The 15,021-nt window shown below is 71.0% G+C and carries 13 protein-coding genes and 2 tRNA genes; 13 read left to right on the forward strand and 2 right to left on the reverse strand.

Annotated elements, in window-relative coordinates:
• Positions 1-27: 27 nt before the first annotated feature.
• On the forward strand, positions 28-756 hold the full coding sequence (gene recO, locus HQK15_RS15895) for a DNA repair protein RecO (protein WP_173492479.1): 729 nt from the start codon (positions 28-30) through the stop codon (positions 754-756).
• Entirely contained in the window at positions 753-1,517 is a 765-nt protein-coding gene (locus HQK15_RS15900; protein ID WP_173492480.1) for an isoprenyl transferase, read from the forward strand. Before recO ends, HQK15_RS15900 begins: the two co-directional genes overlap by 4 nt.
• Before the next feature lie 88 nt (positions 1,518-1,605).
• Here the strand turns inward: HQK15_RS15900 and HQK15_RS15905 are convergent, their stop codons facing one another.
• Positions 1,606-2,061, reverse strand: a complete 456-nt coding sequence (locus tag HQK15_RS15905) for a MerR family transcriptional regulator (protein ID WP_173492481.1) — start codon at positions 2,059-2,061, stop codon at positions 1,606-1,608.
• A gap of 53 nt (positions 2,062-2,114) precedes the next feature.
• Here HQK15_RS15905 and HQK15_RS15910 point away from each other — a divergent pair, with 53 nt between their 5' ends.
• The 11 genes from HQK15_RS15910 (at position 2,115) to HQK15_RS15960 (ending at position 14,435) form a co-directional block, all read left to right on the forward strand.
• Positions 2,115-2,999, forward strand: coding sequence for an NAD(P)/FAD-dependent oxidoreductase (locus HQK15_RS15910; protein WP_173492482.1), 885 nt, complete (start codon positions 2,115-2,117; stop codon positions 2,997-2,999).
• 19 nt (positions 3,000-3,018) lie between these two features.
• Positions 3,019-3,564: a hypothetical protein gene (locus HQK15_RS15915; protein ID WP_173492483.1), complete on the forward strand. Its 546-nt coding sequence runs from the start codon at positions 3,019-3,021 to the stop codon at positions 3,562-3,564.
• A gap of 42 nt (positions 3,565-3,606) precedes the next feature.
• Positions 3,607-4,128, forward strand: coding sequence for a hypothetical protein (locus tag HQK15_RS15920; protein WP_173492484.1), 522 nt, complete (start codon positions 3,607-3,609; stop codon positions 4,126-4,128).
• Positions 4,125-4,547, forward strand: coding sequence for a WXG100 family type VII secretion target (locus tag HQK15_RS15925; RefSeq protein WP_173492485.1), 423 nt, complete (start codon positions 4,125-4,127; stop codon positions 4,545-4,547). Before HQK15_RS15920 ends, HQK15_RS15925 begins: the two co-directional genes overlap by 4 nt.
• Positions 4,544-6,460 (forward strand): alpha/beta hydrolase, encoded by a 1,917-nt coding sequence (locus HQK15_RS15930; protein WP_173492486.1) that lies wholly within the window; start codon positions 4,544-4,546, stop codon positions 6,458-6,460. Before HQK15_RS15925 ends, HQK15_RS15930 begins: the two co-directional genes overlap by 4 nt.
• Positions 6,461-6,518: 58 nt before the next feature.
• Positions 6,519-7,301: a fumarylacetoacetate hydrolase family protein gene (locus tag HQK15_RS15935; protein WP_173492487.1), complete on the forward strand. Its 783-nt coding sequence runs from the start codon at positions 6,519-6,521 to the stop codon at positions 7,299-7,301.
• Positions 7,294-8,796 carry a glutamate--tRNA ligase gene (gene gltX / locus HQK15_RS15940; RefSeq protein WP_173492488.1) on the forward strand — a complete coding sequence of 501 codons (1,503 nt, stop codon included), beginning with the start codon at positions 7,294-7,296 and terminating at the stop codon, positions 8,794-8,796. The genes HQK15_RS15935 and gltX overlap by 8 nt, the downstream gene beginning before the upstream one ends.
• 74 nt (positions 8,797-8,870) lie before the next feature.
• Positions 8,871-8,942, forward strand: a tRNA-Gln gene (locus HQK15_RS15945).
• 67 nt (positions 8,943-9,009) lie between these two features.
• Positions 9,010-9,082, forward strand: a tRNA-Glu gene (locus HQK15_RS15950).
• A 146-nt stretch (positions 9,083-9,228) separates the two neighbouring features.
• Complete coding sequence (locus HQK15_RS15955) at positions 9,229-13,119, forward strand: Pls/PosA family non-ribosomal peptide synthetase (RefSeq protein WP_367649219.1); 3,891 nt, start codon at positions 9,229-9,231, stop codon at positions 13,117-13,119.
• Positions 13,116-14,435 (forward strand): M1 family metallopeptidase, encoded by a 1,320-nt coding sequence (locus HQK15_RS15960; RefSeq protein WP_173492490.1) that lies wholly within the window; start codon positions 13,116-13,118, stop codon positions 14,433-14,435. Before HQK15_RS15955 ends, HQK15_RS15960 begins: the two co-directional genes overlap by 4 nt.
• On the opposite strand, the gene HQK15_RS15965 is transcribed toward HQK15_RS15960, so the two are convergent.
• On the reverse strand, positions 14,407-14,973 hold the full coding sequence (locus HQK15_RS15965) for a 4'-phosphopantetheinyl transferase superfamily protein (protein WP_173492491.1): 567 nt from the start codon (positions 14,971-14,973) through the stop codon (positions 14,407-14,409). The two genes, HQK15_RS15960 and HQK15_RS15965, sit on opposite strands and share 29 nt — an antisense overlap.
• Positions 14,974-15,021: the final 48 nt, after the last annotated feature.

Here is a 15,021-nt window from a genome sequence, read left to right on the forward strand (position 1 = left end):
GTCACCGCCGCACGGCACAATGGACGGGTGAGCCTTTACCGCGACACCGGCATCGTGCTGCGGGTCCACAAGCTGGGTGAAGCCGACCGCATCATCACGCTCCTGACCCGCCAGCGCGGCATCGTGCGCGCTGTCGCCAAGGGCGTCCGCAAGACGACGTCACGCTTCGGCGGTCGGCTGGAGCCGTTCATGCACGTCGACCTCCAGCTCGCCGAGGGACGCTCGCTCGACATCATCACGCAGGTCGAGACGGTCAATGCCTTCGCCAAGGACCTCGGCCTCGACTACGAGGCCTACACCGCCGGCACCGCGATGCTCGAGACCGCCGAGCGCCTCGTGCAGGAGGACGGCGAGCCGGCCGTCGCGCAGTTCCAGCTGCTCGTCGGTGCCCTGCGTGCGCTGCGGGAGCGCCGGATGAGCCCCGGCCTGATCCTCGACTCCTACCAGCTGCGGGCGCTGTCGATCGCCGGTTATGCCCCGACGTTCGACGGCTGCGCCCGCTGCGGCGAGGAGGGGCCCCACCGCAACTTCCACGCAGCCAGTGGAGGCATGTTGTGCGACGACTGCCGCGTCGCCGGCTCTGCCGCGCCCTCACCGTTCACCGTCACGCTGCTCGCCGGCCTGCTCAGCGGTGACTGGCCCACCGTCACCACGTCGGACGACCGCTCGCGTCGCGAGGCCAGCAGCATCGTCAGCGCCTATCTCTCCTGGCACCTCGAGCGGGGCCTGCGCTCGCTCAGCCACGTGGACCGATGAAGCGCTCCGTCCGCCGGCCCGTGCCGCACCCGTCGGGTGCCACGCCGCCGAGCATCCCGATCGACCAGGTCCCGCGTCACGTCGCGATCGTCATGGACGGCAACGGCCGCTGGGCCAAGCAGCGAGGCCTGCCCCGCACCGCCGGCCACGAGATGGGCGAGGCGGCGCTGTTCGACGTCGTCGAGGGAGCCATCGAGATCGGCGTCAAGGCCATCTCGGCCTACGCCTTCTCGACCGAGAACTGGAAGCGCTCGCCCGACGAGGTGCGGTTCCTGATGGGCTTCAACCGCGACGTCATCCGTCGGCGCCGCGACGAGATGCACGAGCTGGGCGTCCGGGTCCGCTGGGCGGGCCGACGGCCGCGGCTGTGGCGCAGCGTCATCAAGGAGCTCGAGACCGCTGAGGAGCTCACCCGCGACAACGACGTCCTGACGCTCACGATGTGCGTCAACTACGGCGGTCGCGCCGAGATCGCCGACGCGGCGTCGGCGCTCGCCCGCGACGTCGCGGCCGGACGGCTCAACCCCGACAAGATCACCGAGAAGACGTTCGCGCGCTACCTCGACGAGCCCGACATGGTGGACGTCGACCTGTTCTGGCGCACGTCGGGCGAGCAGCGCACCAGCAACTTCCTGCTGTGGCAGTCGGCCTACGCCGAGATGGTGTTCAGCGACATCGCGTGGCCCGACGTCGACCGTCGGGCGCTCTGGGCAGCCATCGAGGAGTACGCCGCCCGCAACCGCCGATACGGCAGCGCCTGACGGGTCGGCAGGTCGATGACGTCCCAGCCCGCTAACGCCGCTCGTATCGGTGGGGTCACGGTGTGATCAGGGTGGACTGAGCATCTGGTCAAGCCCCGTCGGGCGCGATCGGAATCTGCGACGGCCACACGCTGGTGCCGGCGAGGACGTCGACGATCGTGGCCCGGAAGCCCTCGCACCGGGTCAGGTCGTGCGCCTCGCACTCGAACGCGTGCACCGTCATCGCGCGCGAGAGCCGCATCTCCTCCATGCGTCGGTCGAGCTCGGCGATGTGCTCCTGCAGGACGGCGTGGCGCTTCGGCCCGTGGTCGTCGTCGAGCAGGACCGCGATCTGCTCGAGGCTCATGCCCGCCGCCTTGCTGCGCAGGATCACCGCGATGCGCACGAGGTCGTCGTCGCCGTAGAGGCGACGGTCCGCGCCGTCCCGCGCCGGCGCCAGGAGGCCCTTGTCCTCCCAGTGCCGCAGGACGTGCGTCTCCAGACCGAATCGGGTCGCCGTGTCGCCGATGGATCGCAGCTGCGCCGGGTCAGAACTTGACTTCATGTTGACATGAACTCACACGATGGGTGCACATGCAAACAGCGAAAGGACTCACCATGGATCACCTCACCTCCTTGCCCGCCAGGACCACGTACGACACCATCGTCATCGGCGGCGGGCCTGCCGGCCTCCAGGCCGCCCTCACCCTCGGACGCATGCACCGCGACGTCCTCCTGCTCGACTCGGGCCGCTACCGCAACGGCACGGTCGAGCACGCCCACAACTACGCCACGCACGACGGCATCGCACCCGCCGAGCTCCGACGTCTGGCGCGCGCCGACCTCGCCGCCTACGACACCGTCGAGGTGCGCGAGGTGGCGGCCGACCGCGTCGAGCCCGACGGTGACGGGTTCGTCGTGACGATCGGCGACTCCACCGAGCGTGCGGCGACCGTGGTCCTCGCCACCGGGGTCCGTGACGCGCTGCCGGACGTGCCCGGCCTGGCCGAGGCCTGGGGCAAGGAGGTGGCGCACTGCCCCTTCTGCCACGGCCACGAGCTCGCGCGCGGCCGGGTCGCGCTCGACGTCGAGGGGCCGCACCTCGACCGGCTGACCGCGATGCTGACGCGCATCGGCGCCGAGCTGGTCCCCGTCGGCGGACGGGTGCAGCGTGTCGAGCGGATCGGGGGCGGGCTCGACCTGACTCTCGACGACTCGACGATCCACGTCGACGGCATGTTCGTCGCGCCGTCGTTCAGCCAGTCGGCGCCGTTCGCGGAGCAGCTCGGCCTCGATCTCAACGACTCCGGCTGCGTGAGGGTCGACGCGTTCCAGTCGACGTCGGTCGCCGGTGTGTTCGCGGCGGGCGACGCGGCCCACCACCGGGACCTGCCCATGCCCATGTCGTCGATCCTGACCTCTCAGGCGGCCGGCCTCGTCGCCGGCGGTGCGTGCGTCCAGCACCTGCTGACGCGAGAGGCGTCGGCTGTCGCCCAGCGCTGACGCTGTTACGGTCGTCAGCATGAGACGCGTGCTGATGAGCGTCCTCGGGGTCCTGCTGCTGGTCAGCGCGTGCGGGTCGTCCGGCGACGGTAGTGAGGGAGATGACGTGGCGGGCCAGGGGTCCTACAAGTCGGTGAAGTCGTCCGTCGACGACGTGATGGGCACCGTGCTGCCCGAGCTCGCCTCCGCCGTAGAGGGCGAGTTCCCGGCCGTGCGGGGCGAGTTCGTCGAGTGTGGCGTCGGTCCGCAGTTCCAGCAGTACTCCGTGCGGGGCGAGCTCCACTCGCAGGTCCAGGACGACGCCGAGGCGGCCGATGCCATCAAGGCGGTCCTGACCGACGCCGGGTTCGACGTGACGGTCGACGACGACCAGACGGTCAAGGGCACCACCGGCGGCACCACGGTGGTGGTGCTGGCGAGCGGGGGGAGCCCGATCGCGGGAGGGACGTTCATCCGGCGCCTCTCCGTCGACTCCGAGTGCCAGACGTACTCGAGCGCCGACGCCGATGCGATGCGGGAGACACCGGTGGAGAAGTACGCCGCTGTGCTCAACGGCACGTCCTGACCCCAGGTGTGCGACAGGTGAGACGCTGTTACGGTCTGTCTCATGAGACGCGTCGCTGACGGCGTCGTCGGGGGCGAACCGTTCTTCCGGGTGCTGCGCGAGCGTCACCCGGATGCCGATCTGGTGATCCTTCCCCCGATCGAGGCCACACCACCCGACCAGGCCCTTGCCCCCGTGGACGAGGTGGTCGCGGTCGCGCGAGCCGCCCGCACGGCGCTCGACGAGCTGCTCGCCGCGATCGGACAGCCGCAGCCCGATGCCAGGCACGACGGGTGGCGCGCCGCCGACTCGCCGTTCGTCTGCACCTATGTGGCCCGTGCGGCCCTGCGGGGCATCCCCGACGGGGAGGCGGTCCCGCTCCTGCGCACGATCGGTGACACCTTGCTGGCCCAGGGCTGGGACGCCCGGCAGGCCCTCGACCGCCCGGCCGGGATCGTGGCGGGCGACGGTCGCCACGTGATCGAGGCGGAGGTCGTCGCCGGGTCGATCGACCTGCGGCTCGATTCCAGGCCCGTCGTGGCCGCGCCCGGGACGATCGAGGCGGCTGACGAGGTGCTGCGATGAGCTTCACCGTGTGGACCCAGGCGCTCGACGACGCCGCCACCGGGTGGGACGACCAGGGCGAGGCGCTGAGCCAGGCCCGGTCCAGCCTCAACCGGGTCGACACCGCCCTGCTCGGCCCGCGTGTCGCGGGCCCGGCCGAGACATTCCTCGAGACCTGGCGCACCGAGATCCAGCAGCGGATCGCCCAGGCGGAGGGACACGCCGACGCCCTGCGCGCCGCCGCCACCAGCTACCAGCGCGCCGACGACACCGCCGTCGCCGAGCTGCAGAAGCTCCTGCCGTGGGACGACCGAGGGCTCGAGCCGGCCCCGTCCTCGCCCTTCTTGCAGCCGGGCCAGCCCACCTCGCCCTTCCTGCAGCCGGTGGATCCGATCTCGCCGTTTCCGTACGGCTCACCGCTCAACCCGGAGACACCATGACCGTCCACGTGCCCGGAGAGATCGCGCCGATCCCCGAGATGGAGGCCGACGAAGGCGCCAAGGCCGTCACGGACCAGCTGCGCGCCACCGCCACCAAGACCGCCGACGTGACGGAGTGGTCCGGCGACCGCGGGGCACCCGACGGCTGGTCGGGCGACGCGTCCGAGGCCGCGAGCCATGCGATGACGACGTTCAGCGCGGCGACCGACGGCGTGACCGCCGCCTTCGAGGTGGCGGCGAAGGCCTGTGACACCTACGTCAACCGTCTCTCGGTGCTCGCCGGCGACCGGATCGACCTGATCAACGACCGCTCCGTCATCAACACCGACATCCACACCCTGATGTCGACGATCGGCCGGTCCAAGGTCGAGGACGAGCCGGAGCTGCAGCAGCAGGCCGATGCCCTCAAGCGCCGGGTCGACCGGTTCGAGGAGCGGGTGGTCGCGTGGCAGGAGCGGATCACGAGCAACGAGGACGACCTCATCGCCGCGTTCCGCTCCGCGGACACCGTCGGGGAGGGTCGAGACCTCAGCCTCGCGCCCGGGCGCCCCGACGTGGACGCCCTCAACCGCGAGCTCGAGCGGGTCAAGGACGACCCCGAGGCCGCCAACGCCTGGTGGATGCGCCTCACCCCGGCGGAGCGCGAGGCGCTCAAGATCGACAACCCCGGTCTGGTCGGCAACACCGACGGCATCCCCGTCGACGACCGGGACGAGGCCAACCGGACGTCCCTCGCCCGCGACCTCGACCGGCTGCACGACCTCAAGGACCGCGGCGAGCTGCCCGACGACCAGCGGCAGCTGCTCGACAACGCCGAGGCCGCACGCAAGGCGCTCGAGCAGGGCAGCACCGTCACCGATCCGTCGACCGGTCTGCCCGTCGACAGCAACCTCATGGTCTACGACCCCACGGCGTTCCTCGGCGACGGCGCGGCAGCGGTCGCGTACGGCAACCCCGACACGGCCGACAACACGTCGGTCATCGTCCCGGGCATCATGAACACCGGTGCCTCGGTGTCGTCCAACGGCCAGAGCGCCCTGGACCTGCTCGTCGAGGCCGGCATGAAGGACCCCGACTCGTCCAACTCGACGATCGCGTGGATCGGCTACAACTCGCCCGACTTCGACCCGGGCGACTTCAAGGACCCGCTCAACGCGCTCGACATGGGCATGGTCTCCAACGAGCAGTTCGCCGAGGCAGGCGGGCGCCGGCTGTCGGACTTCGTGGACGGGCTGCGGGCCTCCGACACCGGCGACCGGTCGCACCTGACGGTGATCGGCCACAGCTACGGCTCCACCACGGCGGCCCACGCAGCGCATGACGGCCTCGACGCCGACGACCTGGTGCTGCTGGGCAGCCCGGGCGCCGGGGGTGACGCGAACGACGTCAGCGACCTCAACATGGGTGACGGTCACGTCTACGTGGGCTCGCGTGACAACGACTTCGTCACGTGGCTCGGCGGCGACGGCCGGGTGGGGCTCGGTCCGGACCCGTCACAGGCTGACTTCGGTGCCGATCGCATCGAGGTCGGTGACGGTGACGACTTCCACCTTCAGGACATCGGTGGCACGGGCCTGAACAACCACACGTCGTACTTCGACCCGGGCAGCTCGTCGCTCGACAACATCGCCGACGTCACCGTGGGTCACGATCCCGACTCGATCGACGGTCGCACCCAGGACGCCCGTGACATGGCGAAGGACTACCTCGAGGACGAGGCGAAGCACTACGGCAACGAGGCGTTGGAGGCCGGACGCGACAAGCTCGTCGAGACGACCGTCGAGATCGCCGGGACGACCATCAAGATCGCGGAGACGACGGGAGACGTGCTCGAGACCACGGGTGACGTGCTCAGTGGCGTCGGTCGCGTGCTCAGCCCGCCCATGCCGTCGTTCGGTGGCGTGTTCAACTGATCGGGCAGTCATCTTGCGGCGTCAGTCGCCGGGGCGCGGACCGATAGGCTGGCGTCCTATGCGTATCGCCAGGTTTGCCGGGGACGACGATCCCCGTTTCGGAGTCATCGGGGACGACAACGGCGTCCCCACCATCGCCGTGCTGAACGGGGATCCGCTCTACGCGGGCCTCCACCTCAGCGGCCAGAAGATCCCGCTGGAGGACGTGCGCCTGCTGGCGCCGGTCATCCCGCGCAGCAAGGTGGTGTGCGTCGGCAAGAACTACGCCAAGCACGCCGCCGAGATGGGCGGGGAGGTGCCCGACGAGCCGCTGATCTTCCTCAAGCCCAACACGAGCGTCATCGGGCCCAACGAGCCGATCTTCTATCCCGAGCAGAGCACCAACGTGCACTTCGAGGGCGAGCTCGCGGTCGTGATCGGTCGCATCTGCAAGGACGTGTCCGTCGAGGACGCCCCCAAGGTGATCTTCGGCTACACGGTCGCCAACGACGTCACGGCGCGCGACCTGCAGGCCAAGGACGGTCAGTGGGCCCGGGCCAAGGGCTTCGACACGTTCTGCCCGCTCGGTCCGTGGATCGAGACCGACTTCGACCCGTCGGACGTCCGCGTCACGACCGAGCTCGGCGGCGAGCTGAAGCAGGACGGTCGCACGTCCGACATGGTCTTCACGGTCCCGGACGTCATCGCCTACGTGTCGTCGTTCATGACCCTGCTGCCCGGCGACGTGATCCTCACCGGCACCCCTGACGGTGTCGGTCCCATGGAGGTCGGCGACTCCGTCAGCGTGACGGTCGAAGGCCTCGGAACTCTGACGAACCAGGTGGTCTCCCGCAATGACTGATCTCACCCGTCCGGTGGTGGCGCGCTTCTGCCCGTCCCCGACCGGCAACCCGCACGTCGGCATGGCCCGCACGGCGCTGTTCAGCTGGGCGTTCGCCCGTCACCACGGCGGGACGTTCGTCTTCCGCATCGAGGACACCGACACGTCGCGCGACAACGAGGAGTCCTACGCGCTGCTCGTCGAGGTCATGCACTGGCTCGGTCTCGACTGGGACGAGGGCCCCGAGGTCGGCGGTCCGAACGGTCCCTACCGCCAGTCCGAGCGGATGGACATCTATGCCGACGTCGCGCAGCAGCTGCTCGACGCAGGCTTCGCCTACAAGGCGTACGACACCGCCGAGGAGCTGGAGGCCCGCCGCAACGCCGCGCGTGCCGCCGGCAAGCCCAGCGGCTACGACGGCCTGCACCGCGACCTCACGCCCGAGCAGCAGGCCGCCTACGAGGCCGAGGGGCGCGAGCCGGTCATCCGGTTCAAGATGCCCGAGCGCACCTACACGTTCACCGACCTGGTCCGCGGCGAGATCACGTTCGACTCGGCCAACGTGCAGGACTACGTCCTGGTCCGTGCCAACGGGCAGCCGCTCTACACGCTGACCAACCCCACCGACGACGCGATGATGGGCATCACCCACGTGCTGCGCGGTGAGGACCTGCTGAGCTCGACCCCGCGCCAGATCGCCCTCTACGAGGCCTTCGCCGAGATCGGCATCGGCGGCGGGTTCACGCCCGAGTTCGGCCACCTGCCGTTCGTGATGGGGGAGGGCAACCGCAAGCTCTCCAAGCGCGATCCCGAGTCCAACCTGCTCGACTACAAGCCCAAGGGCTTCCTGCCGGAGGGGCTGCTCAACTACATGGCGCTGCTCGGCTGGTCGATCGCCGAGGACCGCGACGTCTTCAGCATCCCCGAGATGGTCGAGGCCTTCGAGATCGGGCGGGTCAACCCCAACCCGGCGCGCTTCGACATCAAGAAGGCCGAGGCGATCAACGGCTCCCACGTGCGTCTCCTCACCGAGGAGCAGGTCCGCGAGCGGCTGCTGCCGTACTTCCAGGAGGCCGGTCTGATCGACCAGCAGCCGACCGAGACCCAGCTGGGTCTCCTGGCCGCGGCGACACCCCTGGTGCACGAGCGCATGACGTTGCTCACAGAGGCCGTCGACATGCTGCGCTTCCTGTTCGTGTCCGACGCCGACTTCTCGGTCGACGAGGCCGACGCGGCCAAGAACCTCGACGAGGCCGGCCTGGAGGTCGTCCGTGCCGCTCGCGAGGCGCTCGACGCGATTCCCGGCAGCGCCGAGTGGACGACCGGCACGATCGAAGGGGCTCTTCGGGCGTCCTTGATCGACGGTCTCGGGCTCAAGCCACGGCTGGCGTTCGGGCCGGTTCGCGTTGCGGTGACGGGAAGTCGGATCTCGCCGCCGCTGTTCGAGTCGCTCGAGCTGCTGGGTCACCGCAAGACCATCGCGAGGCTCGACGCCGCGCTGGGGGCGACCACCTAAAGGTGGGCCGGTTTGGGGTGCGGGCGGTCCGTCGGGTAAAGTCTGACCTCGGTTCGGACGCGGTCCGCAGCCATTGGGATATGGTGTAATTGGCAACACAGCGGTTTCTGGTACCGCCATTCTAGGTTCGAGTCCTAGTATCCCAGCGACACCCTCTGAACTGCACGAATGTGCGCTTTGGTAGGGTTTCATCCGGTCACATGACCACTCCATGGCCCCGTTGTGTAGCGGCCTAGCACGTCGCCCTCTCAAGGCGGTAGCGCGGGTTCGAATCCCGTCGGGGCTACCCATGGAAGAACCCCGTCCCTCGTCGAGGGGCGGGGTTCTGTGGTTCCCGGGGCCCGCCGCCGGCGCGCGAGTGGCACGTCGAGATGGACGCCGGCCGAACGGCCGTTCACCGGCCGTTCAGGTCGACAGGGCATGCTGACCTGCGTGCACGCTCGGGACACGACCTCTTCTGCTGGCGTCTCGCCCCTGATCCGGTCGCACCACGCGCCCTCGGTCCGCACCCTGGTCGACATCGTGCGCGAGACCGTCGCGACAGACCCCGACGCCCCGGCGCTCGACAACGGCTCGAGCGTCCTGACCTACGGCGAGTTCTACGAGGCGGCGGACGCCTTCGCGTCGTCGTTGCGCGAGCAGGGCGTCGCACGGGGAGACCGGGTCGGCGTGCGGGTCGACTCCGGCACCCTCGACCTGTATGTCGCGATCATGGGGGTGCTGGTCGCCGGTGCCGCCTACGTGCCCGTCGACGTCGACGACCCCGACTCCCGGGCCCGCACGGTCTTCTCCGAGGCCGACGTCGCGGCCGTCGTCGGCAACGGCCTGACCATCACCGGCCGGCGTGCACCGCAGCTGGCCGCCGACGAGGGGCTGCCACGGCCCACCGATGACGCGTGGGTCATCTTCACCTCGGGCTCGACCGGGACCCCGAAGGGCGTCGCGGTCTCGCACCGGTCGGCCGCGGCGTTCGTCGACGCCGAGGCGGCGCTGTTCCTGCAGGGCAGCCCGCTCGGCGCGGGTGACCGCGTGATGGCGGGCCTCTCGGTCGCGTTCGACGCCTCGTGCGAGGAGATGTGGCTCGCGTGGGGCCACGGGGCGTGCCTCGTCCCGGCGCCGCGCTCGCTCGTCAAGAGCGGCAGCGACCTCGGCCCGTGGATGATCGCCAACAGCATCACGGTCGTGTCGACCGTGCCCACCCTGGTGTCCCTGTGGCCCGCCGGGGTGCTCGAGGACGTGCGGCTGCTGATCCTCGGCGGCGAGGCCTGCCCGCCCGAGATCGGCGAGCGGCTGGCCGGCCCCGACCGCGAGGTCTGGAACACCTACGGGCCGACCGAGGCGACCGTGGTGGCCTGCGCGGCGCAGCTCTCGCCGGGCGAGCCCGTGCGGATCGGCCTGCCCCTGGCCGGGTGGGACCTCGCCGTCGTCGACGCGGAGGGCCGGCAGGTCGAGCCGGGCCAGGACGGCGAGCTGATCATCGGCGGGGTCGGGCTGGCCCGCTACCTCGATCCGGCCAAGGACGCCGACAAGTACGCGCCGATGCCGACCCTGGGCTGGGAGCGGGCCTACCGCAGCGGCGACGTGGTGCGCTTCGACGGCGAGGGGCTCGTGTTCGTCGGTCGGGCCGACGAGCAGATCAAGATCGGCGGACGCCGGATCGAGCTGGGCGAGATCGACAGCGCCCTGCTCGCGCTGCCCGGGGTCGTGGCAGCTGCCGCGGCCGTGCGCACCACGGAGGCGGGCAACCACATCCTGGTCGGCTACGTCACGACCGACGACACGTTCGACCTCGCGGCGTCGCTCGACATCCTGCGTCGTCAGATGCCCGAGGCGCTCGTCCCGCGACTGGGCCGCGTCGACGACATGCCGACCCGCACCTCGGGCAAGATCGACCGCGACGCGCTGCCCTGGCCCCTGAGGAGCATCGGTGCCGGCGAGACCGAGGCGACGCTGGACGGCACGAGTGCCTGGCTCAAGGACATCTGGCTCGACCTGCTGGGGGCCGTCGTCACCAGCCCGGCCGACGACTTCTTCGTCCTCGGCGGCGGGAGCCTGAGTGCGGCGCAGCTCGTCGGCCGCCTGCGCGAGCAGTTCCCCGAGGTGACGGTCGCCGACGTCTACGAGCACCCGACGGTCGCCGACCTGGCGACGACGCTCGACGCGATGTCGTCGGCGCAGGCCCGGCGCAACGCCTCGGTGCGGCCCGTCCGTCTCTCGACGCAGGTCGCGCAGAGCCTGCTGGTGGTGCCCCTGCGGACCATCACGGGTCTGCGCTGGCTGACGTGGATCGCCCTCGGTCACCACCTGGCTGCGTCGGTGCTCGACTGGCCGTGGCTGCCACAGCTGCCGTGGGTGTGGGTCGTGCTCGGGGTCGCCCTGCTGATCGCGCCGCCGGGGCGGATGCTGCTCGCCGCCGCCACAGCACGCCTGCTGCTGCGCGGCGTCGCGCCGGGCTCGCACCCCCGCGGCGGTGGGGTGCACCTGCGGCTCTGGCTGGCCGAGCACGTGGCCGACGAGCTGCGGGCCGGGTCGCTCTCGGGCGCTGCACTGCTGCGGACCTACGCCCGCGCGCTCGGTGCTCGGGTGGCGAAGGACGTCGACCTGCACTCCCTGCCGCCCATCACCGGTCTGCTCTCGATCGACGCGGGAGCATCGATCGAGCCCGAGGTCGACCTGTCCGGCCACTGGATCGACGGCGACACGCTCCACGTCGGCCCCGTCGTGATCGGCGCGGACGCCCGGATCGGTGTGCGCAGCCTGCTCGGTCCCGGCGCGCGCATCGGTGAGGGAGCCGAGGTCGGCGCCGGCTCGGCCGTCTTCGGTGAGGTCCCCGCCGGGGAGTACTGGTCCGGGGCGCCCGCGCGGCACAACGGGCCGGCCCGCGGCCCGCAGACGAGCACGCGGGCGGCACGGAGCACCGGCTGGACCGTCGCCTACAGCGTCGTCGCGGCGTTCCTGGCGGCGCTGCCCGTGCAGGCGGTGCTGGCGGCCGCCGCGGTGGTCGCGCCGCTCGTGCGCCCCGCTGACGGCCTCGGCGAGGCGGCCCTGCGGCTGACGTACGTCGCTCCGCTCGCCGTGGTGGTCGCCTACGTCGCGCTCGCGCTCCTGCTGCTGGTGTTCGTCCGGATCCAGTCGATCGGGCTCGAGAGCGGCACGTACGCGGTGCACAGCCGTCCGGCGTGGCGGGCGTGGTCGGTGTTCCGGGCCATGGACGAGGCGCGGACCTGGCTCTTCCCGCTCTACTCCAGCACCCTGACGCCGCTGTGGCTGCGCGCCCTGGGTGCCCGGATCGGCGACGACGTGGAGGCGTCGACGGTGCTGATGCTCCCGGCGCTGACGTCCGTCAACGACGGGGCGTTCCTGGCCGACGACACGATGCTCGGGATGTACGAGCTCGGCGGCGGATGGCTGCGCGTCGAGCAGGTCAAGATCGGCCGGCACGCCTTCGTCGGCAACTCCGGCATGACCGCGCCGGGGCGCAAGGTGCCGAAGGGCGGTCTCGTCGCGGTGCTCTCGGCCGCGCCCCAGCGGGCCAAGGCCAAGGCCGGCACGTCGTGGCTCGGCAGCCCGCCTCGCAAGCTGCGACGCACCGCCGGGGAGGTCGACGTCAGCCGGACCCGTGAGCCCACGCGCGGCCTGCGGGTGGCGCGGGCGTCGATCGAGGTCGCCCGTGTCGTCCCGCTGGTGATCGGCGGCCTGCTGGCGCTCGCGGCCGTCCTCGGGCTGGAGCTCGTCGTGGACGTCTGGGGCTGGCCCGCGGCGGCGCTCCTGTCCGGCCTGGTGATGATCGGCGTCGGCGCGGTGGCCGCGGCCGTGTCGGCCGGTGCGAAGTGGGCCCTGGTCGGGCGGGTCCGCGCGGGGGAGCACCCGCTGTGGAGCTCGTTCGTCTGGCGCAACGAGCTCGCCGACACGTTCGTGGAGCTGCTGGGCGCGCCGTGGGTCGCCCGCACGGCGTCCGGGACGCCGCTGCTCAACGTCTGGCTGCGCTCGCTCGGGGCCGAGATCGGGCGCGGAGTGTGGTGCGAGACGTACTGGCTGCCGGAGGCCGACCTGATCGTCCTCGGAGAGGGGAGCACCGTCAACCGGGGCTGCGTGGTGCAGACCCACCTGTTCCATGATCGGATACTCAGCATGGACACCGTGACGCTCGAGCCAGGATCGACCCTCGGACCACACGGGGTCATCCTGCCCGCGGCGACCGTGGGCTCGCACGCGACGATCGGGCCCGTGTCGCTGGTCATGCGCGGGGAGTCCGTGCCCCGCAAGACGCGCTGGATCGGCAACCCGATCGGTCCGTGGACCGAGGACGACGTCGTCCTGTGAAGTCGACCGTCTCCGCCGAGCCCGGCCACGACCCCTACGTCCCCGATCACGGTGATCTCTCGTACGACGTCGGGCACTACCGGCTCGAGCTGGAGTACAAGGTCGACTCCAACCAGCTCGGCGGTCGGGCGTGGATCACCGCCACGGCGCGTGACGACCTCGAGCGCTTCGAGCTCGATCTCTACCACCTGAGGGTCTCCAAGGTCACGGTCGACGGTGCCGCCCCGGCGAAGTACTCCCACCACAAGAGCCGTCTCGTCGTCCGGCCGCGCACGACCATCGCGGCGGGGGAGACCTTCACGGTCGTCGTCGCCTACGCCGGCTCGCCCAGGCCGATGCCCGGTCTCGACGGCGACGCCGGGTGGGAGGAGCTCACCGACGGAGCGATCGTCGCCTCGCAGCCGCACGGCGCACCGTCGTGGTTCCCGTGCAACGACCGTCCCTCCGACAAGGCCACCTACGAGATCGAGCTGACGGCCCCGTCGAGCTATGTCGTCGTCGCCAACGGCGTGCTCGAGACCAGCCGCCGCCGCGCGGGCACCACGGTCTGGACCTTCGTCGAGAGCTCGCCCATGGCGACGTATCTCGCGACGATCCAGATCGGCCGCTACGAGACGTCCGAGGCGGGCTCGTCCGTCCCGGTCCGCACGGTGCACCCGGTCGGCAGCGGCGCCGTCGTCGCGGAGACCTTCGGCCGGCAGGCCGACATGATGGCCTTCTTCGTTCGGCTCTTCGGCCCGTATCCCTTCGCCGGCTACACCGCCGTCATCACCGAGGACGAGCTGGAGATCCCGCTGGAGGCCCAGGGGCTCTCGGTGTTCGGGTCCAACTTCAGCACGACCGAGTGGGAGCACCAGCGCCTCATCGCCCACGAGCTGGCCCACCAGTGGTTCGGCAACAGCCTCACGCTGGGCAGCTGGCGCGACATCTGGCTGCACGAGGGCTTCGCCTGCTATGCCGAGTGGCTCTGGTCGCAGGAGTCGGGCGGACCGTCGGCCGACGACCAGGCCGAGACCCACTGGAAGCTGCTCGACGAACTGCCGCAGGACCTCGTGCTCGGCGACCCCGGTCCCGACCTGATGTTCGACGACCGGGTCTACAAGCGTGGAGCCCTGCTGCTGCACGCCCTGCGCCTCACGGTCGGCGACACGGCCTTCTTCGAGCTCGTCCAGGACTGGACGACGCGGTTCGCCCACGGATCGGTCACGACCGAGCAGTTCGTGGCGCTGGCCGCCGAGCGCTGCGGAGCCGACGTCGGCGAGCTGTTCGACCGGTGGCTCCGCGACGTCATCCTGCCGGAGCTGCCTCCGGCGTGACGACCGGTGGTGCGGGCGCCAGCACGGTCGCGGCAGCCACGTAGCCGTCGGGAGCGGGAAGGTCGAACATCCACACCGGTGCGCCGATCGGCTCGGACTCGGGCCACGCCTGCAGCGCGGGGGGAGCGTCGGGCTCGGAGACCCCGATCGCGTCGGGGTCGATCGTCAGTCCGTGCCCGGTGGCCTTGACCACCGACTCCTTGCGCACCCACGTGACCAGGCCGGACGAGGCGGGGCCGGTGGCCTCCACGTCGACGCCGACGGGGCCGGCGTCGCTGACGGCGACCACCGCCTGGTCGCCCGAGCGGCCGAGGCTCAGGTGCAGCGGGCGAGCGCCGGGGGGCAGGCGGACCTGCAGCTTGCCGTGGCGGTCGCTCCCGCACGTACGGCAGGCATGCACCACCCTGACCTCGTCGACCGTGTGCCCCGACGCGTCGGCAGCGATGCGGGTCAGGAGATCACGCCCGACGTCCCGAGAGCGCAGCCAGGTGACGAGCAGTCGCCCGGGTGAGGCGGGGCGAGAGGAGTGACTGGTCACAGGCACGGTCTATCACAGGAACTTGTCCGGCTCCGACCGTCATGTCCG

This window comes from Aeromicrobium stalagmiti (assembly GCF_013283745.1).
Lineage (GTDB): Bacteria > Actinomycetota > Actinomycetes > Propionibacteriales > Nocardioidaceae > Aeromicrobium > Aeromicrobium stalagmiti.

Bases quoted from the DNA above. Each gene is read 5' to 3' on its own strand.
- HQK15_RS15900 (WP_173492480.1), top strand. From the start codon at position 753: ATGAAGCGCTCCGTCCGCCGGCCCGTGCCGCACCCGTCGGGTGCCACG.
- HQK15_RS15905 (WP_173492481.1), bottom strand. From the start codon at position 2,061: ATGAAGTCAAGTTCTGACCCGGCGCAGCTGCGATCCATCGGCGACACG.
- HQK15_RS15910 (WP_173492482.1), top strand. From the start codon at position 2,115: ATGGATCACCTCACCTCCTTGCCCGCCAGGACCACGTACGACACCATC.
- HQK15_RS15915 (WP_173492483.1), top strand. From the start codon at position 3,019: ATGAGACGCGTGCTGATGAGCGTCCTCGGGGTCCTGCTGCTGGTCAGC.
- HQK15_RS15920 (WP_173492484.1), top strand. From the start codon at position 3,607: ATGAGACGCGTCGCTGACGGCGTCGTCGGGGGCGAACCGTTCTTCCGG.
- HQK15_RS15925 (WP_173492485.1), top strand. From the start codon at position 4,125: ATGAGCTTCACCGTGTGGACCCAGGCGCTCGACGACGCCGCCACCGGG.
- HQK15_RS15930 (WP_173492486.1), top strand. From the start codon at position 4,544: ATGACCGTCCACGTGCCCGGAGAGATCGCGCCGATCCCCGAGATGGAG.
- HQK15_RS15935 (WP_173492487.1), top strand. From the start codon at position 6,519: ATGCGTATCGCCAGGTTTGCCGGGGACGACGATCCCCGTTTCGGAGTC.
- gltX (WP_173492488.1), top strand. From the start codon at position 7,294: ATGACTGATCTCACCCGTCCGGTGGTGGCGCGCTTCTGCCCGTCCCCG.